We start from the raw sequence: 23,608 nt of genomic DNA on the forward strand, positions 1-23,608 counted from the left end.
TAAGGAGCGTTACACAATGACGGAGTACGCCATATTATGTGAGAAGGCCAGTGCGGCTAAGAACTTTGCGAGTGCTTTGGGCGGTACCAGCGGGGAGTTTGAAGGACAAACGTACCGAATCGTTCATTCCCATGGCCATTTGATGGAATTCGTTGATCCTAAGGAACAGGTGCCAGCGGATAAAGCGGCCCAGTACCGTTCTTGGAAACTGGAACACCTGCCCTGGCAAGTTAACGATTTTAGCTGGGAGAAACGGCCGATCATGGCCAAGAATCCGCGAACGGGCCGGAAAAAATCCACCAAGTCGGATTTAGCCGAGATCAAAAAGTCGGTGGCCGATTGCGATGTGATGGTCATCGCTACCGATGTGGATCCGTCCGGGGAAGGTGAACTGCTGGCCTGGGAGATCATTAACGCGATTAAATGGGAAAAACCAGTCAAGCGGCTGTACTTTGCGGATGAAGAAGCCCGTTCGATTCAAAGCGGTTTTCGTGAGATCAAATCGATCACAAGCCAAATGCAGGATGGAGATTACTTAAAGTCCGATGCCCGCAGCAAGTGGGACTTTCTGTCCATGCAGCTGACCCGGATCGCCACCACGGTGACAAAGCAGGCGGGTTATCCGGTGAAAGTGGTCCGTGAGGGGCGGTTAAAGTCGCTCATGGTGCGCCATGTTTACGAACAGTTAATGGCTATTAAAAATTACAAACGCAAGCCCTTCTATGAAGTGAAGTTTCAAGACAACGCGGAGCACGTTTTCGCCCGTCATTTTAAAGATGAGGACGAAGCAGCTAAGTGGCGTCATGAAAAACAGGCTGATGCCAAACACGAGCTGGAGCAGTACCACGAAAGTGCCATTACCAACGTTAAGACGGTCCGGCGCCACTCGGCACCACCGAAGTTATTGGACCTGTCAAACTTGGCGTCAATTTTGGCGCCCAAGGGCTATAGCGCTAAGGAAGTACTGAGTACTTATCAAAAAATGTATGAAGCCAAAATCGTCAGCTATCCGCGGACGGATGATTCAAAAATCTCCATGGCACAGTTCTATCAACTACTGCCATTAGTGCCTAAGATTGCGGCAGTGGTCGACGTGGATCAAAAACTGCTGACGCACCGTGAACCACGGTTTACTCACGTCACTAACGGCAGTGTTGACCATGGGGCCAACCGTCCCGGTGAAAAAGTGCCTAGTTCACTAAGCAGTTTAGCCAAGTACGGTAAAGCTGGGCCGGCCATTTATTCAGTTGTCGCCAAGAACTACCTGGCCATGCTGGGGGAAGATTACCAATTTGACCACACAACGGCGGAGCTGAAGGATTATCCGGCGTTTAAGACAGCCTTCAACGTGCCAGTAGCTTTGAATTATAAATTAATCTTTGATAGTTCCCGTCAAATCAGTGATACGGATGAAGCGGGTGAAGCGACTAAGAAGCAGTTAGGGCAAACCGCGTCACCGTTCATTTTTGAAGGTGCCAATAAGAAACCGGTGAAACCAACCATGAAGTGGCTAATGAACTATTTACAGCACCACAATATTGGCACTGGGGCAACGCGGGTATCGACCTTATCGCAGATCACCGCAGGGACGACCGCATTAATGAAAGAACGGCGGGGATTTTTATCCATGACCAATACGGGCACGATTTCCGCGATTCTCACCGAAGGGACGATTATTAGCAGTACCAATGCCACTAAGCGGTTAATGGACCTGATGGAACAAGTGGGTGCGTTTAAATTACCCCCGGCGGAACTGCTGACCACCGCGACCCAGACGGTGAACCACGATTTACCGATCATGGTTGCGAACGCTGATAAACTGAAAGTTAATTTGGGTGATCCCGAAAAACTGGTCAAGCATTATCCTAAAAAGGCGAAAACGGGTGGTCAAACTGCCAGTGGTAAAGAAGTGAATTTCAACCAAGTCTGGGGCGGCCATCACTTTTCCGAACAGGAAGTTGCCGACCTGTTGGCTGGAAAAGAAATCCACTTTCAAATTAAAACTAAGCGGGGCAAGGAAATGGCCGTTCATGGCAAACTTGCCCAGCAAACCTATCGCGGCCATAAATTCTGGGGCTTTAAACCAGCGGCTGACGTCTTCCAAAAGCCAACCAAAACCCGGCGAAAAGCCCGTTAAAATACTTTGGTCAAAAAAGGTCAAAACATTTTTATTTTCGGTGAAACGTATGCTAGAATGGACGAAAGTCAAAGGCAAAATTCAGCCAAATAAGTAAAGGATGATGATCGTTTAATGAACCCAGACATTTTAACGCAGTCAGTGACCGATGCGATTGCGGAAGCCCAGCAGATTGCCGTTAATCGCAAGCAGCAATCCATCGGTGTCTCCCACCTCTTTAAATTTTTGATTCAGCCAGGTCAGCTGGACCGACAGATTTTTAGTGAGCTTGGCCTGAATATGGATCAGCTCAACGCTGAACTGGATCACGAAATTGATCAAATCAGTGAGGTTGAAGGTCAAAACGTGACGTATGGTCAAAATCTGTCACCAGATCTATACCGCTTGCTGCAAAAAGCCGATGAGGTCCGTAAAGACTTGGACGATGAGTATATTGCCAGTGACACCTTGATTATTGCCGTCGTGCAAATGAGCGGCAGTCGCTTCGGGGATTATCTAAATGAACAGGGTTTGACCCTTCAGCAGGTCAAAAATAAAGTCACTGAAATTCGTGGAGGTGAAAAAATCACGTCTAAAAATCAAGAAGAGGGTTTTCAAGCGCTCGAAAAATACGGGACGGACTTGGTTAAAGCCATGCGTAGCGGTAAGCGGGATCCCATTATTGGCCGGGATGAAGAAATTTTGACCGTAACGCGGATCCTTTCCCGGAAAACCAAGAATAACCCGGTTTTGATCGGTGAACCCGGCGTTGGGAAAACGGCGATCGTTGAAGGCTTAGCACAACGAATCGCCCGCGGCGACGTGCCAGAAAACCTGAAAAACAAAACCATTTTCTCACTGGATATGGGATCGCTGATTGCCGGTGCTAAGTACCGGGGTGAATTTGAGGAACGGTTAAAAGCCGTCTTAAACGAGGTTAAGAAGTCCAATGGTGACATCATCATGTTTATTGATGAAATTCATAACATCGTGGGTGCTGGCAAGAGCGAAGGCAGTATGGATGCCGGTAATCTCCTAAAGCCCATGCTGGCGCGTGGTGAACTGCATTTGATCGGGGCCACGACGACGGATGAATACCGGCAGTACATGGAAAAGGATCGGGCCCTTGAACGCCGGTTCCAGCGGGTCGCTGTAGCAGAGCCTTCCGTTGAAGACACCATTACTATTTTACGGGGTCTGCGGGAACGCTACGAAATCCATCATGGCGTGCGAATCCACGATAACGCCTTGGTAGCAGCGGCTAAATTATCCGACCGATACATTACCGACCGCTATTTGCCAGATAAAGCGCTGGACCTGGTGGATGAGGCGTCAGCTTCGATTCGGGTGGCCATGAATTCAGCACCAACGGAACTGGACCGGGCACGGCGGCAGCAGATGCGCCTGCAGGTGGAAGAAGCGGCTTTAAAGCAGGAGACCGACGAGGCGTCACAGGCCCGTTTGAAAGAAGTTCAAAAGACGTTAGCCGACGTGAAAGAAACCGTCAGCAACTTGAATGCGCGCTGGGAAGACGAAAAACAGTCGCTAGATGCCCTAAGCAAGAAGAAAACGGAGCTGGATCAAGCTAACCGTGAGTTAAACGATGCTGAAGCCCAATATGATTTGGATAAAGCGGCGGTTCTGCAACACGGCACCATTCCGCAACTGAAAAAAGAATTAGCAGCGATGGAAAATAAGGATCATTCTGGTGACTGGCTGGTGGAAGAATCCGTCACTGAAAAAGAAATCGCCGCAGTGGTCGCTAAAATGACGGGAATCCCCGTTAATCGCTTGGTGGCCACTGAACGGGAAAAACTGCTGCATTTAGCGGATAACCTGCATCACCGCGTGATTGGTCAAGATGAAGCCGTTCAAGCGGTGTCAGACGCCGTATTACGTTCACGGGCAGGCTTACAGGATCCAAGTAAACCACTGGGTTCATTTCTGTTCTTAGGGCCTACTGGGGTGGGTAAAACGGAACTTGCGAAGGCCTTAGCTGAAAACCTGTTTGATTCCGAGGACGAAATGGTTCGCATCGATATGTCTGAGTACATGGAGAAGGAATCCGTTTCCCGGTTAGTCGGGGCAGCGCCAGGCTACATCGGCTATGAAGAAGGCGGCCAGCTGACCGAGGCTGTTCGACGACACCCGTATGCCATCGTCTTATTTGATGAAATTGAAAAGGCTCACCCAGACGTCTTCAACATCTTACTGCAGGTGTTGGATGATGGCCGTTTGACTGATAGCCAAGGTCGAACGGTAAACTTCAAGAACACGTTACTGATTATGACTTCTAATCTGGGATCAGATCTTTTGTTGGAAGGGACGGATGATCAAGGCCAGATTGCTGACGATGCCAAGAAACAGGTTGCTAGTTTACTGCAACGGTCATTCAAACCGGAATTCTTAAACCGGATCGATGATACGATCATGTTTAAACCATTGACCATGGCGGATGTTGAACAGATCGTGGGCAAGCTGATTCAGCGGCTTTCTAACCGGTTGGCTGAACAGCAGATTGCATTGACGATCACGCCTGCGGCCACGAACTGGCTAGCCAAGCGCGGTTATTTGCCGGCTTATGGTGCGCGGCCATTGCAACGGACCATTACCAGCCTAGTCGAGACCCCATTAGCTAAGCTGATCATTGGTGGTCAAGTCACTGCTCAAGATACGGTTGAACTCGGATTAAATTCTGAGGGGAATGGTTTAACCTTTAATACCCGGCCGAACCAAGATCAGCAAAAATAACGACAAAAAAACGGCAGCTCCCAATCAGGAACCGCCGTTTTTTTGTCGTTATTATTTGTTCGCTTTTGTATCTGAGTTTGAAACTAATTTGACACCATTGGTGAAAATCAAGGCAGCGATGACTGCTACGACACCGATCTGTGCGGGTACGTAAGTCATGACTTCCAATTGACCGCCAATGTAACCAATGACTTCACCAAAAATGATTGCCCAAAAAATAACAACCAGGTTTGCTTCTAAAGTTTTCATTGTAGACACCTCGCAATCAAAGAAATTCTAGCATAATACCAGCCAAAATGAAAGCTTTAAAATGAGACACTCTGTTATAATGGTAAACGGAAGATTAACGAGAAAGGAAGCCGATTGATCATGGCGTTTGTTCCATTACAAGTCATCAGCAGCTACAGTCTGCTGCAAAGCACCAACCAACTGGAAGAGCTGGTTAAGACTGCTGCCCAGCGAGGTTATCAGGCATTGGCGCTTACTGACCGCAACGTCATGTACGGGACGGTCGCTTTTTATCAACTGTGTCAAAAATATGACGTGCAGCCCATTATTGGCCTAACGGCTGATTTGGCAGGAATCTTTGCGACTGAACAGGCATTTCCCATGATTCTGCTAGCAAAGAATCAAGCGGGCTACCAGCATTTAATGGCGATCTCATCCTTTATTCAAACCAGAACCGATCGTGAACCGGTTACTGTGGCACAGGTCAAACAGTGGCTCTCCGACCTGATGGTGATCTTACCTCATGAAGGTGAGCTGCAGTACTGGTTAGACCAAGGCGAACAAGACAATGTTCACCAACTATTAGCCCGTCTATCTCAGGTGGTCGATGAGCATAGTTTATTGATTGGCATCGCGCCGACGCAGTCCGAAACGGTTCGGCAATTACTGACGAAGTTAGCTGCGGATGCACAGGTGAACGTCGTCGCTTTACCGGATATCCGTTATTTGGATGCTGATGACCGGTTTGCTGTCGGCGTGTTAAACGCCATTAAAGACGGCACGACGATCAGCAATTTGGCAGAAGCTCAGAAGAAGACGGGGCAATACTGGTTACGGCCAGCAGCAGAATTTACGAGTTTGTACGATCGTTTGGGCTTAACAGCCGCTGCTCAGCGGACCGAGGCCGTCGCTAATGCCTGCCAAGTCCAGTTGAAATTTCAGCACCCCCAGTTACCCCGATTTCAGACGCCTGATCAGCAACCGGCCAAGGCTTATTTGTTAGCCCAGTGCCAAGTGGGGTTGAAGTGGCGATTAAAGGAAAATCAGATCACGGATGCGGCACCTTATGAAGGACGGCTTACCCATGAGCTGGAAGTCATTGACCGGATGGGGTTTGACGACTATTTTCTGATTGTTTGGGACGTCATGCAGTTTACTAAGCGGGCGGGGATCACCACTGGACCAGGCCGTGGTTCCGCAGCCGGTTCGTTAGTGGCCTACGTTTTAGGCATTACGGATGTTGATCCGTTGCAATACAATTTGCTGTTTGAACGTTTCTTAAACGAAGAACGGGCACAGATGCCAGATATCGACCTAGATATCCCGGATAACCGACGAGAAGAAGTTTTGGAATACGTTCACCAAAAATACGGTCATGAGCGAGTGGGACAAATTATTACCTTTGGGACGTTGGCAACCAAACAGGCCATTCGTGATGTTGGCCGAGTGTTCGGTTTACGGCCTTATGATTTGAGCGAATGGAGCAAGACGATCCCTAGTGTGCTGCATATTTCACTCAAAGAGGCCTACAAGCAATCTCAGCCACTAAGAAACCTGGTCTCAGACTCCACGACAAATCAGTTATTATTCGAGACGGCCTCTAAACTGGAGGGCTTACCCCGCCACTATTCAACCCATGCCGCCGGGGTGGTTTTAAGTGACCAGCCATTGACCGATATCGTACCGGTTCAAAACGGTTCAGAAACCATGTTGATGACGCAATACACGAAGGACTACGTTGAACAGGTCGGTTTACTGAAAATGGACTTTCTGGGATTGCGCAACTTGAGTTTGCTGGCAGCAGCCTTAAAGTACGTTCAAGTCCAAACTGGCAAGCCGCTAAAGATCAGCCAGATCGATCTCAATGACCCGGCAACTCTAGCCCTGTTTCAAAGGGGCGATACCAACGGCGTCTTTCAATTCGAATCTAGCGGGATCAAAAACGTGTTAAGACGGTTACGCCCCGATACCTTTGAACTAGTTGCAGCTGTTAACGCCTTATACCGGCCGGGGCCAATGGAAAACATTGACCACTTCATCAAACGGCGCTTCAATCAGGAACCCGTGACGTATCCGGATGCTTCTTTAAAGACCATCTTAGCCCCGACTTATGGCATCATCGTTTACCAGGAACAAGTCATGCAAGTGGCTTCGGCAATGGCCGGCTTTACCCTTGGGCAAGCCGATTTACTGCGGCGGGCCATGAGCAAGAAGAAAAAAGCCACGATGGAAGCCATGCGGAAACGCTTTATTGAAGGAGCGGTAGCTAAGGGTCATGCAGCTAACGTTGCCGAAGCCACCTTTGATTATATTGACCGGTTTGCTAATTACGGTTTTAACCGGTCTCACGCGGTGGCTTACAGTAAAATGGCCTTTGAATTAGCTTACCTGAAAGCGCATTATCCAGCAGCCTTTTTCACGGCACTGCTGAATTCCGTTTTGAATAACAGCGCGAAAACTAAACTGTACCTAATGGAGGCCAAACGTCATCAAGTGACCATTTTGCCCCCTAACATTAACTACAGCGGGGCGTATTTCCGACTGGAGAACAACCAGATTCGCTTTGGCTTAGCCTCAATCAAAGGGATGCGCCGAGATCTGCTCCAAAGTATCATGACGGAACGGCAGACCAATGGTCATTTTCAGTCACTGCATCAATTTCTTTTGCGGCTTGATCCGAAATGGCTAAAGGAAGATTTAATTGAGGGGCTGATATATTCCGGGGCCTTTGATACGTTTGGCTATAATCGTGCCGAATTAATTGCCAGCTTGCCGGAATTTTTAAGCAGTGTGGAATTAAGCGGCAGCAGCATGGATCTGTTTGAAGCACTGGCCCCCAAAATCAGCCATCAGCCCGATTTTTCGTTAACTGAACGGCTGGCAAAAGAAAACGAATACCTGGGCGCTTACCTGTCGGGCCATCCCGTGGAACAATACAGCAAACTGGCTTTGCAGCGCGGGGCAGTTGCCATCGGTGATCTCAGTGTGGATCAGCACGTCACGCTAGTGGTCTATGTGACTCGTGTCAGGACCATCCGGACTAAACGCGGTGATCAAATGGCGTTTTTAACCGCCAGTGATCTTACCGGCGAAACCAGCATTACCGTTTTTCCTAATACCTATCGCCAGATTGCCACTTGGCTGGCAAAAGAGCAGGTGATCTTAGTGACCGGTAAAGTTGAAACGAACCGTGGCAGTCTACAGGTCGTGGCGGATGCGGTCACGCAAGCAGCGGCGTTAAAACCGTCAAAAATTGAAGGGTCAACGGCTAAAGAGTTGCAGGGTGCCCGCTGGTTTTTGAGACTGACGGCACAAGCGGATGAACAAGCCACGATGAAACAGCTAACCGCCTTTTTAAACGCACATCACGGGCAGACGCCAGTGATTATTTACCGGGTAGCGGATGACAGCAAACGCATTTTAAGCCAGCAATTTTGGTTGCCAGCCAATGAGCAATTAGTGCAACCATTAGAGCAAATTTTGGGTCACCATAATGTAGTGTTGCAATTAAAACATTAGAGTTTGGGGTAAAAATTTAGGCCAAAAAGGGCATGAAAACGCTTTTATGACGGAAATGTATAGTTTTTCGAAAAACACAGCAGACAATAAATTTGAAAAGTGCTAAAATAACAAACGGATTCCAAATTGGACTGTTTTAATTGTGATAGCAATCACATGATTGCTTAAATTGAAATCGTCCTAAACTCAAAGGAGAGATTTTTCTTATGAAGAAAACCAAGATCGTAAGTACACTTGGTCCAGCTAGTACCGATGTCGACACAATCGTAAAGCTTATTGAGGCCGGCGCTAACATTTTCCGGTTTAACTTTTCTCATGGTGACCATGAAGAACATTTAGGCCGTTTGAATAACGTCCACGAAGCTGAAAAGATTACTGGCAAGACTGTTGGTATCATGCTTGATACTAAGGGTGCTGAAATTCGGACTACTGTTCAAAAAGACGGTAAGATCCAGTACCACACTGGTGATAAGCTCCGGATTTCTATGGATGATTCCTTAGAAGGTGTTAAGGACAAGATCGCGGTCACCTATCCTGGTTTATTCGACGACGTTAGTGTTGGCGGTCACGTCTTATTCGACGATGGTCTGCTTGACATGGTTGTTGATGAAAAAGACGATGCAAACAAAGAATTAGTTGGTACCATGCAAAACGATGGTGTCCTTGGTTCACGTAAAGGTGTTAACGCACCTGGCGTTTCAATCAACTTACCTGGTATCACTGAAAAAGATGCTTCTGATATTCGTTTTGGTTTGGATCACGAAATCAACTTTATCGCTGCATCATTTGTTCGTAAGCCACAAGACGTTATGGACATTCGTGAATTATTGGAAGAAAAGCACATGGAACACGTTCAAATCTTCCCTAAGATCGAATCACAAGAAGGTATCGACAACTTTGACGATATCATCAAAGTTTCTGATGGTTTGATGGTTGCTCGTGGTGACATGGGTGTTGAAATTCCAACTGAAAACGTACCATTGGTACAAAAGCACTTGATCCGTAAGTGCAACGTTTTGGGCAAGCCAGTTATCACTGCTACTCAAATGTTGGATTCAATGCAAGAAAACCCACGTCCTACTCGTGCCGAAGCATCTGACGTTGCTAACGCCGTCTTTGATGGTACTGATGCAACCATGCTTTCTGGTGAAAGTGCTAACGGTGAATACCCAGTAGAAGCCGTTTCAACTATGAACCGGATCGACATCAAGGCTGAAAATGCTTTGAAGGACTTTGGTACTGACCACATGGACTTAGCTAACGCTGACGTTACTGAATCAATTGGTGCTTCAGTTGCCCGTGTTGCTAAGAGCCTGGGTGTTAAGACCATCGTTGCTGCTACTGAATCAGGCTACACTGCTCGTATGATCAGCAAGTACCGTCCAGATGCTAACATCTTGGCCGTTACCTTCGATGACCGTACCCGTCGTGGTTTGATGGTTAACTGGGGTGTTTACCCAATCGTTGCTGAAAAGCCAGCTAACACCGATGCTATGTTTGATTTAGCAGCTGCTAAAGCTGTTGAAACCGGCTTAGCTAAGGAAGGCGACTTGATCTTGATCACTGCCGGTGTTCCCGTTGGCGAACGCGGTACAACTAACCTGATGAAGGTTCAATTGATCGGTTCAAAGTTAGTACGCGGCCAAGGTGTCGGTGATGACACTGTTATTGGTAAAGCCGTATTAGCAAACAACGCTGAAGAAGCTAACAGCAAGACTACTGAAGGCAGTGTTTTGGTTACTAAGAACACTGACAAAGACTACTTGCCAGCTATCGAAAAGGCTAGCGCCGTTATCGTTGAAAACGGTGGTTTAACTTCACACGCAGCCGTAGTTGGTATCTCAATGGGGATTCCAGTTATCGTTGGCGCTGAAGGTGCCTCAGAAAAGATCTCTGATGGTGAATTGATTACTGTTGACTCACGTCGCGGTGTTGTTTACCACGGTGCTTCAAACGCACTTTAATCAACTGAATTAAGCTGATATTGAAAAAGTCTAGCCCGCGGGCTGGACTTTTTTTATTGGCTGAAGCGCGTTTCTCACCTTTTCGAGCGTGCATTGGTCTACACAGCGAAACAGTTAAAGCCGACCAATTCAGAATAAACTACCACCGCCGGTCAATATGTGCGATAATGTCAAAAGATGTGTAATATAAGTGAACGAACGGGGATACTAAAAATGGATAATGAGTTAACCCAGTTACTCGGCCGGATTATTAGCGGCGAGGTAACTGATGAAAATGACAAACAATATTTCGTACAGAACAATGGCTTGACCTTTCGACTGGATAAGGCTGAGATCAAAAAGCCGTTGAAGCTGGGCAGCCAGTTTAAGGGATTTGCTTACGAAAACGAGACCCACCAGTTACAGATCACACGTGACGCACCAAAGGTTCAAGTGGATCATTATGGCTTTGGCGAAGTGGTTCGGGTTCAGCATAGCCTTGGCGTATTCGTCAATATTGGTTTGCCCAATAAGGATATTGTGGTTTCACTGGATAACCTGCCAGAGATTGCTGGACTTTGGCCACAACGCGGCGACCGCTTGATGCTGTCGATCACGCTGGATAAAAAGGGCCGTATGTGGGGTGATTTAGGTGATGAAGCACTGTACCGGGCCATTTCACAACCAGTGACGACTAAGCTCACAAACAAAGACGTTGTCGCAACTGCTTACCGGCTAAAAATGACCGGGACGATGGTCCTGACAGCTGACTATAATTTGGGCTTCATTCCACCTGAAGAACGTGATCAAGAACCACGGTTAGGCCAACAGCTGAATGCGCGGGTTATCAGCCAATATCCTGATGGCACGTTAAAATTATCCTTGCGGCCACGGGCTTACGAAGCTATCCCTGAGGATGCCTTGATGTTGCTGGCAACGCTACAACATGCGCCTGAAGGTAAGGTGGCTTTCACTGATAAGAGTGATCCTGCTGACATCAAAGATTACTTTGGGATTAGTAAGGGACAATTCAAACGAGCAGTGGGTCATTTGATGAAACAGCGGTTTGCTGAACAGCATGATGGTTATTTATGGCTGACTGAAGCGGGACGTGATCAGAATGGACGAACAGATTGAGGACTTTCTGCATGATTTAAGGATTGAACGTGGGTTAACTGCCAATACGATCAGTTCTTATCGTCAGGACCTAAAAGAATTTCACCAGTTTTTAGATGCGCAGCAGCTCTCAGATTTGGCTAAAGTGGATCAATTGACTGTCCTGCAATTTTTGAAACAACAACAAACGAGTGGCAAAGCCCGGAACAGTGTGACGCGAATGGTTTCAACTCTGCGTCACTTTTTCCAGTACTTGGTTCAAAATGATCAGCTGACCGTTGACCCGATGGCAGAGGTGAAGGCACCGAAAAAGGGCCGGCCACTGCCACAAGTCCTGACGGTTGCTGAGGTAGATGCACTATTGGCTGCGCCGGATACCACTAATAAGTACGGGATTCGCGACCGCGCCATTTTAGAAGTGATGTATGCGACGGGGTTGCGGGTCAGTGAACTGGTCCATCTAAAAATGGGCGAATTGCACCTTGAAATGGGACTTATTCAGACCCTTGGTAAGGGGAATAAGGAACGCATTATTCCAATCGGCGATGTGGCCATTGAATGGATCAATCGGTATTTGAACCAGAGTCGGCCGTTGCTATTAAAACAGCGCAGCTCGCCGTATCTGTTTCTAAACGCTCACGGTAGTGGTTTAAGCCGCCAGAGTATCTGGCAGAAAATTCAGCATTACGTGAGTGTTGCAGGTATCCGTAAGCACGTGACGCCGCATACGCTGCGGCATTCATTTGCCACTCATATTTTAGAAAATGGTGCCGATTTGCGGATCGTTCAGGAACTATTAGGACATTCCGATATTTCAACGACCCAAATTTATACCCATATTTCCAAGAAACATTTAACAGAAGTTTATCGTAAAGCTCATCCAAGAGCGTAACGTTACGGGGGGGATTTAACTTGTTGCTTAAATATCGAAATGATTATGAAAAAGTGGCAATGGGGTTGCTCTCTTTTGCACCCGCATTAAAAAAAATCGACCGGCTGCAGGCCGAACTGCAGTGGTATCAAAACAGTGATGCCAGACAGCTCCTCTTGTGGAAGGACGTTAATCAGGACTTTTCTGGGATTGTTGGCGTCGAACTGCGGCCTCATTTCGTCGTGATTCGCCTGATTGCTTTGACGCCGGCGGTGAGAAACAATGATCAAACCAACACGATTTTAGATGAGTTGCAGGACATGTATCCAGAACAGCGAATCATGGGAACACTTGAGACTACCGGAATCGTTGCCAAATGGGAGGCTAGCCATGAGTGAACAGCCTGTTTTGATTCACGTGCAAGACTTTGAAGGTCCACTGGATCTACTATTGCATTTGATCAAATCAGCTGCCATCGATATTTACGACATTCCCATTGTGTCGATCACCGATCAGTACATGACAGCACTACGGCAAATGCAGGATCATCAGCTCGACGTGGCCGGCGATTATTTCGTAATGGCGGCGACGTTGATGAAGATGAAAGCCAAACTGTTGCTGCCGGTGGAAGAAACGCCGGTAGAAGAAGACGACGAGCCAAGCCTGGAAGAAATGCAAGCAGATTTGGTTAATCGGCTGGTGAAGTATCAACGTTATAAACTAGCGGCTAGCTGGTTTAAAAAGCAGGCAGCAGCGCGACAGAAATTTTATACCAGACCGGAAATGGCGGTGCCAGCCGGCGTCAAGCTTGGTAAATTGGCCCCTGGATTGACCACTAAGGACCTTCAACGGGTCTTAGTTGAATTAACGCAACGTCAGCGTCAGCCGGAATTGCCCATGCGGTTGATTCAGGATGAACAGTATACCGTCAAGGGTCAGATCCATACGTTGCGATTTAAGCTCAGCAAGGTCCGCGTGGCAGTCTCTTTCGGCCAGTTATTTGATCAAAAACCGAATAAGGAAGAACTGGTCACGACTTTCTTGGCGTTACTAGAAATGACTAAGCAGCACGAAATTGCTGTGGATCAGCCAAGCCGAGTGATGCCGATTACCGTTAAACCGGCCAATTTGGGAGAAGATAAATGAGTAAGATACAACAATTAGAGGCACTGCTGTTTGTTAGTGGCGAATCAGGCTTAACGATTCAGGAATTAGCTAACTTAACGGATTCGATGGTGCCCGCAGTCAAACAGTCATTATCGAAGTTAAATCAGAAGTATGCCAGTGATCCAGATTGCGCACTGGTCATTTTAGAGAGTAACGATACGGTTCGCTTAGCAACTAAGGAAGGGCTGGCCAGCGTTGTCAGTCAGTATTTTGAAGCGCCTAGTTCTACGGGGCTTTCCCAAGCTTCACTAGAAGTTTTAGCAATTATTGCGTATAATCAGCCCATCACCCGAATTGAGATCGATGAGATTCGCGGGGTGCAAAGTTCAGGGACGTTAAACAAATTATTGCTGCGGCAGCTGATTACTGAAGCCGGCCGTAAAAAGGGCCCCGGCCGTCCTAAACTCTATAAGACAACAGATTACTTTACCGACTATTTTGGGCTTAAGCAGCTGGGTGATTTACCACCCTTGCCAGAAGCACAAACGACGGCAGATGATGAACAGAACAGTGACTTGTTTTTGAAACGGTTCAACCAACAGATAAACTCGGAGGATAATTAATTACATGGAAAGATTGCAAAAAGTTATGGCACACGCTGGCGTTGCTTCACGACGCAGCTCAGAAAAATTGATCACGTCCGGTCACGTTAAGGTTAACGGCCAGACGGTGACTGAACTAGGTGTTAAGGTCGGTAAACATGACCAGGTCACCGTGGATGAAATGCCGATTCAAACAGAGATGCCAATCTACATTTTGATGAATAAACCGCGGCAAGTGGTTTCAACGGTTTCTGATGATAAGCACCGGAAAACTGTGATTGATTTGCTAGATGATGAGATTAAAGAACGCGTCTACCCAGTCGGTCGGCTGGATTATGACACCACTGGGTTAATCTTACTGACTAACGATGGTGAATTAGCTAATCAGCTTACCCACCCAAAGTATGAAGTGGATAAGACCTACGTCGCCAAAGTTGAAGGCGTACCGACTAATGAAGAACTGAAAAACTTGCGTAAGGGTGTCAGTGTTGACGGGAAGCGAACTGCACCGGCGCACTCAAAGCTGCTGTCCAGTGATGACAAACGTAAAACAGCGATCGTTTCATTAACGATTCACGAAGGCAAAAACCACCAAGTTAAGAAGATGTTACAAGCAATCGGTCACCCCGTGATGAAACTCAAGCGGGAAACCTATGCGTTTTTAACGCTGAAGGGTGTTATGCCGGGTGAGTTCCGTGAACTGAAGCCTGAGGAAGTCAAAGAACTCAAACGAGTTGCTAAGCTAGACAATTAACTTGCAATTTTAAAGTTTACCCCTTACAATTGGGTTAAATTAATTAAATAACGTGGTTCATCTTCAGGGCAGGGTGCGATTCCCGACCGGCGGTAATAGTCCGTGACCTACTCGTTTGAGTAGTTGATTCGGTGTAACTCCGAAACCGACAGTAAAGTCTGGTATAAAGAAGATTGGGTTAACACAAATGATTGTGAAACCGAATTGATTTTCCTCTGGAGAAAATTAATCCGGCTTTTTGTTTGCGTTTTCATTTGAAGATGACCCATTTTGGAGGGTATATCTAATGGAACATAGTCAACCATTCAGCATTCGCCAAGTTGTCGTCATGTCGTTATTTGCCGGTATCTCGTTTTTACTTTACTTCATTTCGTTTCCAATTTTACCGTTTGTGCCATACATGAAAGTCGATTTTTCTGACATTCCAATTTTATTGGGCATGATCATGTTTGGCCCCTTGGGTGGCATTTTGATTGCTGCCATTAAGGGCCTGCTGTATTGGTTGCTGACCGGCGTTGATATTGCTAACTTCATCGGTGTTGCGGCCAACTTCATTGCTTCGGTCAGCTTTATGCTACCCATTTATTACGTTTTAAAATACGTTAAAAAATACAAGACGGTGACCCGGTTAATTATCGGTGCCATTGCAGGAACAATCAGCTTGTCCGTCATTATGGCGTTACTGAACGTGACGGTTTTGATTCCCGTTTACATGGCAGTGCTGCACATGAAGATCACCGTACCGCTGGGACAAATGTTATTGTTTGGTGTGATTCCGTTTAACCTGATCAAGGGTGTTCTGGTCGGTGCCGTGTTCGTCCTCATCACTGAACGAATGAAGTCGTTTTTAGAACAGCAATCGGACTTACTCTAGGTTCAAATTTAAAATCAAATTGATTAAAAGGATGGCTCATTGCCATCCTTTTATAGTAGATGTCCCATAAGTTTATATCGATAAGGATTTAATTTGATTTCTTGATGCACCCACATTCTAAAATTGGCTTTAGTTCATTACTTCAATATAGCCTTAATCTGCTCTACAACTCAGATTCCGGCCATATAACAGCAAACGACGCCATCCCGATAAAACCCATCGGAATGACGTCGTTTGCTGTTATATTCTGGAATCTACCGAGTTGCTTCACAGCCTTTCCCTACTAGACAGCTAAATTTCAGTGTGGGAAAATGAATTCAGAATAATGAGCGAAGGGGCGTAGCGAGCATGGATGCACAGCAATTAATGTTGTTTTTATCACCAACGGCTCCAAGACGCCTACGTGTTATCGAGAATATTTTAGTGGGTAAACGAACGGTTTCCACGCTGTATTGGGGGATGCGCTATCAGCAACTCCCTTGGTTAGGCTACGAGAAGCAGCTTAGCCGCGACGAAATGAATCGTGCTGTTGCCGACTTACAAAGTCGAGGCGACGTGAAGCTTGACCAAACAAACGCGACTTTAACGCCTCAGGGCATTCAATCATGGCAGAACTTGATGCAAGGCCGTTATCAGCCTAAATACTTCAGCGTGAGGCTAGTGATTGATACAGCTACTCTTTGGCAACGATTGCTGTTAGCCACTCAGGTTGTTTCTGAACAAAGCTATCAAAATCACCAGTATTATCCGCTTCAAGTGACTTGGCAGGTCAAACAATTTATTAAGCATTGGTTTCATCGGTTCCATCGACAAGAGTTGCAGGCTGAATTCAATACTTTTTGGACGGTCTTTTTTACGCAGCTGCCAGAACAGCAGGCCTTGTTAATGAGCCGAATGCTCGTTGGCCATCAGCGGCCGGGAGAAACACTGGGGCAGATCGCCCATGATTTTAAGGTCAGTGAGTCTGAAGCTAAAGTGATCGTTACCGACTTGATTTGTCAGTTGGCTAAGCGGATTTCTGATTGTGAGGCTGACAGTATTAAAAGCTTGCTGATGGGGTTAAATCAACCACTCGTCAGTGCCAGTGCCCAGCAGACGTTGCAAAGCTATCTGGCAGGCACGACATTGGAGAAAATCAGCCAACAGCGGTCGTTGAAGCTGAGTACCGTTCGAGAACATTTGCTTGAGGCGGCGATCATGTTGCCCAAAGGCCAGTTTGATTTCCAGCGAGTTTTACAGCCAGAACTGGTGGCTGAAATGGAAAAGCGATTAGCCAAAACACCGCTGGACGCGTGGCAGTTTAAACAAGTTGAAGATCTGCCGATTGATTTTTGGCAATTTCGGCTATTGGAGATCTTAAGGAGCAAGTCAACTGATGATAACCACTGAACAACTTTACCAAGCGCTAAAACAACGGTTTGGCTTCAGCCAATTTCGACCGGGTCAGCTTGAAGCACTGACGGCGCTAACAGGCGGTCATGATACGCTGGCTGTTCTACCAACGGGGGCCGGGAAAACTTTAATTTATGAACTTTATGGCGTGGTGACCCAACAATTGGTGCTGATTGTTTCACCACTGATTTCGCTGATGCAAGACCAAGTGACCGCCCTGAATGTCAAGGGCGAAAAGCGGGCAGCTGCGTTAACCTCTTTGATGACTTATCCAGAAAAAAGGGAAATCCTGCGGCATTTGGCGGCGTACCGGTATTTATTTGTGTCACCGGAAATGCTTAGCCAAGACCAAGTTCTTAGTGCTTTTCAGACCACGCAGGTGGGCCTTTTGGTGATTGATGAAGCCCATTGTATCTCAACTTGGGGCCCAGATTTTCGGCCGGAGTACTTACTATTGGGGCGAATTAGGCACCAACTGAACGATCCGCTAACTTTAATGGCGACAGCCACAGCCACTAAGCAGGTCAGAAACGATATCAAGCAGAAATTACAGTTGCCGCAAGCAAGCGAAATTGTTCAGCCGGTAGACCGTCCCAATATCTTTTTGAACGTTGAAACTTTTGAAGCCCGAGTGGATAAAGATGACCGTCTGATCGAACTGGTTTCGAGCCTAAAGAAACCAGGGGTGATTTACTTTTCCAGTAAAAAGAAGGCCAATGAAATGGCTGAGTTGCTGACGGCTAAGACGCCTTGCAGTGTCGCTGCTTATCATGCTGATTTAGATCCCGAGACCCGCTTCAAGATCCAGCAGCAGTTTATGCAGGATCAGCTGGATGTCATCTGTGCGACCAGTGCCTTTGGGATGGGCATTGATAAGAATAATGTGCGGTTTGTGGTGCATTACCACGTCCCAAGTGACCTTGAATCCTATTGGCAAGAAATTGGCCGAGCTGGCCGAGATGGTCAGCAGAGTGTGGCAATCCTTCTTTATCAGCCGGGTGATGAACAGATCGCTCAATTTTTAAGTGAGGCGACCGTCCCACAGGAAAATGAAATTCATTACTACTTCCAGCAGGCTGCACCACGGGTGGCTGGTGATGATAAGGCAAATTTAATTTGGTTTTATAAGCAACATCATTTTAGTGAAGAACAGGTGCAGCAAAGCTTTGCTGCACGGCGTGATCAGCGCCTCACTGCGTTAAGAAAGATGATGGGCTACGTCCGCACACCAGCTTGTAAACGGCAGTATATTTGGCAATATTTTAATCAGACTGCTGGTGATGATGAAAAACCTGTCCATTGCTGCAGCAGTGAAGAACCCGCGGTGGATTTCGCCACACTGGGGTTACTTGATACGCCAGCTAAACGGCAAAAGGGTGACCCAATTAATCAGCGTTCAGCTGGGTGGCAATTTATTCTCCAGCAGCTCTTTAATCTTAACGGTTAAGTGACCAGCGCCGTTTAAAAAAGTTCCCACTCCAGCGCCAGCTATGGTACAATTCGTAATGAAAGTTTTTGAGGAGGTTACATGATGGATCCAAAAAAAGGCGATCAATCATCTGAAACAAAACCTTGGGATCAGTCGTTTGGGGACGACCGTGATGCTCAAGGTAATTTGTCACGTACTAAGCGTCATCGACAAAGTCATAATAATCGATTGATCACGATTATCTTAGTTGCTATTATTATTATCATTGCGGTGGGGTCATTGATCTATGGTCTGGCCCGTCAAAGTGCAATGAACAAACCCGATAATTCAATGCGTGTTTCCAGTGAGCAGACGAGTTCTGTGAGCCAAACATCCCGCAAAAAAGCTGCCAAATCTGCATCTGAGAAGGCAGCTTCGTCGGCTGCTGCTAAAAAAGCGTCAGCTGATTCAAGTTCGAAAGCACATGAAGACAGCGTTGCAGCGGAGTCAAAGGCGAGTTCAGAGACGCAGGCACGGCAAACCAATGCTTCAAACACAGCTAAACAGCAAAGCAATCATTCAAACCCTGAAAAGGCGACGTCTTCGCAACGTTCAACCAGCTCGGCTTCCGGTGCAAAGTACGCTACCGTTGGTCAGGGTCAGGGCCTTTACCGGGTGGCTGTCAACAACGGGATCTCCGTTGAACGGTTAAAACAGTTGAATGGTATATCTGGGAATAAGACGCTGACACCAGGGGAAAAACTTCGCGTCAAATAAATTGATACAGGTGGAAAAAATGTCAAAAAAAGAACTACAAGTTGCAATCGATGGGCCAGCCTCTGCTGGGAAAAGTACGGTGGCCAAAAAGATTGCGCACCGGTTTAAATATGTCTATTGTGATACCGGTGCCATGTATCGAACGGTGACTTTAAAGGCGATGCAGCAACACGTTGCGTTGGATGATGCAGCTGCTTTAGCTGAAATGCTAAAAACAACTCAAATTGAATTTAAACCGGGAAATCCCGAACAATTAGTTTTTCTTGATGGTCAAGAGGTAACGATGGCCATTCGTCAGCCTGACGTGACCAATAACGTTTCAACCGTGGCTGCCCAGGGAACCGTCCGCGAAGATTTGACCGAACGGCAACGCCAAATTGCCGAGGCTGGCGGTATTGTTATGGATGGCCGTGATATTGGGACTTCAGTGTTACCAAAAGCCGAAGTTAAGATTTTTCTCGTCGCTAGTGTTGAGGAACGGGCCCAACGGCGGTTTAAAGATAATGCCGAAAAGGGCATTCACACCCCAATGGACGTGTTACGTGATGAAATTCAGACTAGGGACCATAAAGACTCGACCCGGGCGATTTCACCTTTAACGCAGGCAGAAGATGCCATTCGATTAGACACGACTTCGTTATCAATTGACGAGGTTGTGGACAAAATTAGTGACATCATTGTGAAAAAACAAAAAGAATTCGCATAAAGTTTGCCAAGCTACTGGTAATATTGACAATTTTCGGATAAAATGTAAGTTAGAGTTGTCGCAAGGAGGAAAAGTTCGTATGAGTGAAAACAATAACAATGAGAACAACGATTTATTAAATGCTTTAAATAGCATTGAAACGGTGAATGTTGGTGATGTCGTTAAGGGTGAAGTATTGGCCATTGATGATGACAAACAAGCTATCGTTGGTATCGAAGGCACCGGTATCGAAGGTGTGGTACCACAAAAAGAGCTTTCAACTAAACCTGTTTCAGATATCAACGATGTCATTAAGGTTGGTGACACCCTTGATTTAGTTGTTATCTCAAAAATTGGTAACGACAAGGAAGGCGGCAGTTACTTACTATCTGTTCGTCGCCTTGAAGCCCGTAAAGTTTGGGACGAAATCCAAAAGAAGTATGAAGCTGGTGAAACAATCGAAGCCCCTGTTACCCAAGTGGTTAAGGGTGGCTTAGTTGTTGATGCTGGTGTTCGTGGTTTCGTACCTGCTTCAATGATCAGCGATCACTTCGTTGAAGACTTGAACCAGTTTAAGGGTGAAACGTTGACCTTTAAGATTATTGAAATCGAACCTAGTGAAAACCGTTTGATCTTGTCTCACCGTGCATTGGTTGAACAAGAAAAGGCTGCTAAGCGCGAAGAAATCATGAGCACAATCAAGGCTGGCGAAACAGTTGAAGGTAAAGTTGCTCGTTTGACTAACTTTGGTGCCTTTGTTGACCTTGGCGGTGTTGATGGGTTGGTTCACGTTTCTGAAATTGCTTACGAACGTGTTGAAAAGCCAGCAGATGTTTTGAAGGTTGGCCAAGATGTTAAGGTAAAAGTCTTATCAGTTGACCCAGATCGTAACCGGATCTCACTTTCAATCAAGCAGACCTTACCAGAACCTTGGGATGGTATTGAAGAAAAAGCTCCTGAAGGCGCAGTTCTTGAAGGAACTGTTAAGCGTCTGACCAGTTTCGGTGCCTTTGTTGAAGTATTCCCTGGCGTTGAAGGCCTGGTTCATATTTCACAAATCGCACATGAACACATTGCGACACCAAACGATGTTTTATCAACTGGTGAAAAGGTTAAGGTCAAGGTTCTTGAAGTTCATCCAGATGCTCACCGTTTAGCACTTTCAATCAAAGCTTTGAAAGAAAAGCCAGCTGGCAGTGACGACCATGAACAACAACCAAAGCAACGTGCACCAAGAAAGCAAGCCGCACCTACTCAAATGTCTACTGACGATGACGATGCAGGCTTTACCTTAGGTGATTTGATCGGTGACCAACTGAAGAACGCCCAAAAGGACGCAGATTCAGACAACAAGTAATCAAATCAATGTTTCAAAACAGAAATTTTCATTAACTTAAAAATGTCATTTTGGAACGGAATGCCAGTTTCAAAATGACATTTTTGTTGTGATTAAACCGTGATAACTTAAAGACAGAAAAGAGGGATGTTGTATGAGTATGCCAACAATCGCTATTGTAGGGCGCCCCAACGTCGGGAAATCAACTATTTTTAACCGGATTGCTGGGGATCGAATTTCCATCGTTGAAGATACGCCAGGTGTTACCCGTGACCGGATTTATGCGCACGGTGAATGGCTTGGTAACACGTTCAGCATGATTGATACCGGTGGTATTGACATGGGCGATGAACCATTCTTAAAACAAATTACGCAACAAGCTGAGGTGGCTATTGACGAAGCCGACGTGATCGTTTTTGTGGTCAGCGTCCGAGAGGGTATTACCGATGCTGATGATAAAGTGGCTCAAATTCTCTACCGCGCTGACAAACCGGTTGTTTTAGCCGTTAATAAGGCTGATAATCCGGAACTGCGTCAAGATATTTACGACTTTTACTCATTAGGTTTTGGGGATCCGTATCCTATTTCAGGCGCCCACGGATTAGGCCTTGGTGACTTGTTGGATGCTGTCGTGAAGGCTTTCCCTGATAAAGAAGGTCAAGTGGAAGATGATAGTATTCGCTTCAGTTTGATTGGCCGGCCAAACGTTGGTAAATCATCGCTTGTTAACGCCTTGCTTGGTGAAGAACGGGTGATCGTGTCAGAAATTGCCGGTACCACTCGAGATGCCATCGATACGAAGTTCGTTGCTGACGATACCGAATTCACGATGGTCGATACCGCTGGGATTCGAAAACGGGGGAAAGTTTACGAGAACACTGAACGATACAGTGTGATGCGGGCCATGAAAGCCATTGATAATTCCGACGTTGTCTTGTTTGTGCTGAATGCCGAAGAAGGGATTCGCGAACAGGATAAGCGGGTCGCTGGCTACGCACATGAAGCTGGTCGTGGGATCATTATTGTGGTCAACAAATGGGACACGCTGAAGAAAAATAACCAAACGCTGCACGATTTTGAAATTCACGTTAGAGAAGAATTTCTGTATCTGGCTTACGCGCCAATCGTATTTGTGTCAGCCAAGACGCATCAACGTTTGGGTGAGTTACCCGCAATGATCAAGACGGTTGCTGGTAATCATGCTAAGCGGATTCAGTCATCGACGTTGAACGAAGTCATTATGGATGCCATTGCGATGAATCCGACACCAAACGATAATGGCCGTCGATTACGGGTTTACTTTGCGACTCAGGTAGCCATCCAGCCACCAACATTTGTTCTGTTTGTTAATGATCCGGACTTAATGCATTTTTCATACGAACGTTATCTTGAAAATCAAATTCGTGAACACTTCGATTTTTCTGGGACACCAATTCATTTGATCGAACGTCACCGGAAGTAGACCAGACGTTGATTTAGCGTGTTTTACGCCCATTTTTCAGGTTTGTACGGAAAAAATGGCCTTTTTAGCACTTTTATTGGGCATAAACCGCAAAAAACCTTGCTATGATAGGGTTTGTGTGCTATCTTGGAATCAGAAATGATACGGATTGCCGTTATTATTTCAGTGGCCTGATTGACTTGTTGATCGGCTAGATGAGATGATTATGTACTCATCATATATTATCCAAGGAGGCGAATCATTCATGGCAAATAAAGCACAACTTGTTAACGATGTCGCAGCTGCAACCGGCTTAACTAAGAAGGACGCAACTGCTGCAGTCGATGCAGTATTTGACTCAGTTCAAGCAACTTTGGCTAAGGGCGAAAAGGTACAATTAATCGGCTTTGGTAACTTCGAAGTTCGCGAACGGGCAGCTCGTAAGGGTCGTAACCCACAAACGGGTGCCGAAATTCAAATTCCTGCAAGCAAAGTACCAGCATTCAAGCCTGGTAAAGCTTTGAAGGACGCTGTTAAATAATTATTTATTGACGGTGGAGCCAATCCGATGAGGGTTGGCTTTTTTAATGCCTTCAAGTTTTATCATGCATGATGGTTACCGTGACAGGCCACCTGCTTGTTTGCAGATTCTTAAAGTGATAACATATAGTCTCATGAATGAACGAAA

The 23,608-nt window shown here is 46.4% G+C and carries 19 protein-coding genes and 1 riboswitch; of the genes, 18 read left to right on the forward strand and 1 reads right to left on the reverse strand.

Going from position 1 to position 23,608, the window contains the following annotated elements:
• Positions 1-16 precede the first annotated feature (16 nt).
• Positions 17-2,137 (forward strand): DNA topoisomerase, encoded by a 2,121-nt coding sequence (locus IWT5_RS10350; RefSeq protein ID WP_089109882.1) that lies wholly within the window; start codon positions 17-19, stop codon positions 2,135-2,137.
• A gap of 114 nt (positions 2,138-2,251) precedes the next feature.
• Positions 2,252-4,867 carry an ATP-dependent chaperone ClpB gene (clpB, locus tag IWT5_RS10355; protein WP_089109883.1) on the forward strand — a complete coding sequence of 872 codons (2,616 nt, stop codon included), beginning with the start codon at positions 2,252-2,254 and terminating at the stop codon, positions 4,865-4,867.
• A gap of 51 nt (positions 4,868-4,918) precedes the next feature.
• Here the strand turns inward: clpB and IWT5_RS10360 are convergent, their stop codons facing one another.
• Positions 4,919-5,116, reverse strand: coding sequence for a YjzD family protein (locus tag IWT5_RS10360; protein WP_089109884.1), 198 nt, complete (start codon positions 5,114-5,116; stop codon positions 4,919-4,921).
• Between the two features lie 120 nt (positions 5,117-5,236).
• On the opposite strand from IWT5_RS10360, the gene dnaE reads away from it, so the two are divergent.
• The 16 genes from dnaE to hbs all read left to right on the forward strand — a co-directional run bounded on the left by dnaE (position 5,237) and on the right by hbs (position 23,461).
• Entirely contained in the window at positions 5,237-8,614 is a 3,378-nt protein-coding gene (dnaE, locus tag IWT5_RS10365; RefSeq protein ID WP_089109885.1) for a DNA polymerase III subunit alpha, read from the forward strand.
• A 206-nt stretch (positions 8,615-8,820) separates the two neighbouring features.
• Positions 8,821-10,578 carry a pyruvate kinase gene (gene pyk / locus IWT5_RS10370; RefSeq protein ID WP_089109886.1) on the forward strand — a complete coding sequence of 586 codons (1,758 nt, stop codon included), beginning with the start codon at positions 8,821-8,823 and terminating at the stop codon, positions 10,576-10,578.
• A 213-nt stretch (positions 10,579-10,791) separates the two neighbouring features.
• Positions 10,792-11,694 carry a CvfB family protein gene (locus IWT5_RS10375; protein ID WP_089109887.1) on the forward strand — a complete coding sequence of 301 codons (903 nt, stop codon included), beginning with the start codon at positions 10,792-10,794 and terminating at the stop codon, positions 11,692-11,694.
• Entirely contained in the window at positions 11,678-12,565 is an 888-nt protein-coding gene (xerD, locus tag IWT5_RS10380; protein ID WP_089109888.1) for a site-specific tyrosine recombinase XerD, read from the forward strand. The genes IWT5_RS10375 and xerD overlap by 17 nt, the downstream gene beginning before the upstream one ends.
• Before the next feature lie 20 nt (positions 12,566-12,585).
• Positions 12,586-12,942 carry an N-acetyltransferase gene (locus tag IWT5_RS10385; RefSeq protein ID WP_089109889.1) on the forward strand — a complete coding sequence of 119 codons (357 nt, stop codon included), beginning with the start codon at positions 12,586-12,588 and terminating at the stop codon, positions 12,940-12,942.
• Positions 12,935-13,690 (forward strand): segregation and condensation protein A, encoded by a 756-nt coding sequence (locus IWT5_RS10390; protein ID WP_089109890.1) that lies wholly within the window; start codon positions 12,935-12,937, stop codon positions 13,688-13,690. The genes IWT5_RS10385 and IWT5_RS10390 overlap by 8 nt, the downstream gene beginning before the upstream one ends.
• A complete protein-coding gene (gene scpB / locus IWT5_RS10395) occupies positions 13,687-14,274 on the forward strand; it encodes an SMC-Scp complex subunit ScpB (RefSeq protein WP_089109891.1) in 588 nt (195 codons plus the stop codon). The genes IWT5_RS10390 and scpB overlap by 4 nt, the downstream gene beginning before the upstream one ends.
• A 4-nt stretch (positions 14,275-14,278) precedes the next feature.
• Positions 14,279-15,007, forward strand: a complete 729-nt coding sequence (locus tag IWT5_RS10400) for a pseudouridine synthase (RefSeq protein WP_089109892.1) — start codon at positions 14,279-14,281, stop codon at positions 15,005-15,007.
• Between the two features lie 55 nt (positions 15,008-15,062).
• Positions 15,063-15,185: riboswitch (FMN riboswitch) on the forward strand.
• Between the two features lie 108 nt (positions 15,186-15,293).
• Complete coding sequence (locus IWT5_RS10405; protein ID WP_089109893.1) at positions 15,294-15,881, forward strand: ECF transporter S component; 588 nt, start codon at positions 15,294-15,296, stop codon at positions 15,879-15,881.
• A gap of 348 nt (positions 15,882-16,229) precedes the next feature.
• Positions 16,230-17,270, forward strand: coding sequence for a helix-turn-helix domain-containing protein (locus tag IWT5_RS10410; RefSeq protein WP_089109894.1), 1,041 nt, complete (start codon positions 16,230-16,232; stop codon positions 17,268-17,270).
• On the forward strand, positions 17,257-18,720 hold the full coding sequence (locus IWT5_RS10415; protein ID WP_089109895.1) for a RecQ family ATP-dependent DNA helicase: 1,464 nt from the start codon (positions 17,257-17,259) through the stop codon (positions 18,718-18,720). The genes IWT5_RS10410 and IWT5_RS10415 overlap by 14 nt, the downstream gene beginning before the upstream one ends.
• 84 nt (positions 18,721-18,804) lie before the next feature.
• Positions 18,805-19,458 (forward strand): LysM peptidoglycan-binding domain-containing protein, encoded by a 654-nt coding sequence (locus IWT5_RS10420; RefSeq protein ID WP_089109896.1) that lies wholly within the window; start codon positions 18,805-18,807, stop codon positions 19,456-19,458.
• Between the two features lie 19 nt (positions 19,459-19,477).
• Positions 19,478-20,164, forward strand: a complete 687-nt coding sequence (gene cmk, locus IWT5_RS10425) for a (d)CMP kinase (RefSeq protein ID WP_089109897.1) — start codon at positions 19,478-19,480, stop codon at positions 20,162-20,164.
• A 79-nt stretch (positions 20,165-20,243) separates the two neighbouring features.
• Positions 20,244-21,500, forward strand: coding sequence for a 30S ribosomal protein S1 (rpsA, locus tag IWT5_RS10430; protein ID WP_089109898.1), 1,257 nt, complete (start codon positions 20,244-20,246; stop codon positions 21,498-21,500).
• A gap of 133 nt (positions 21,501-21,633) precedes the next feature.
• The gene (gene der / locus IWT5_RS10435) at positions 21,634-22,941 is read left to right on the forward strand and encodes a ribosome biogenesis GTPase Der (RefSeq protein ID WP_089109899.1); all 1,308 of its coding nucleotides are present in this window, start codon (positions 21,634-21,636) and stop codon (positions 22,939-22,941) included.
• Positions 22,942-23,185: 244 nt separating this feature from the next.
• Positions 23,186-23,461 (forward strand): non-specific DNA-binding protein Hbs, encoded by a 276-nt coding sequence (gene hbs / locus IWT5_RS10440; RefSeq protein ID WP_054655222.1) that lies wholly within the window; start codon positions 23,186-23,188, stop codon positions 23,459-23,461.
• The last annotated feature ends 147 nt before the right edge of the window (positions 23,462-23,608 follow it).

The sequence above is a fragment of the Secundilactobacillus mixtipabuli genome (genome assembly GCF_002217925.1).
GTDB classification, from domain to species: Bacteria; Bacillota; Bacilli; order Lactobacillales; family Lactobacillaceae; genus Secundilactobacillus; species Secundilactobacillus mixtipabuli.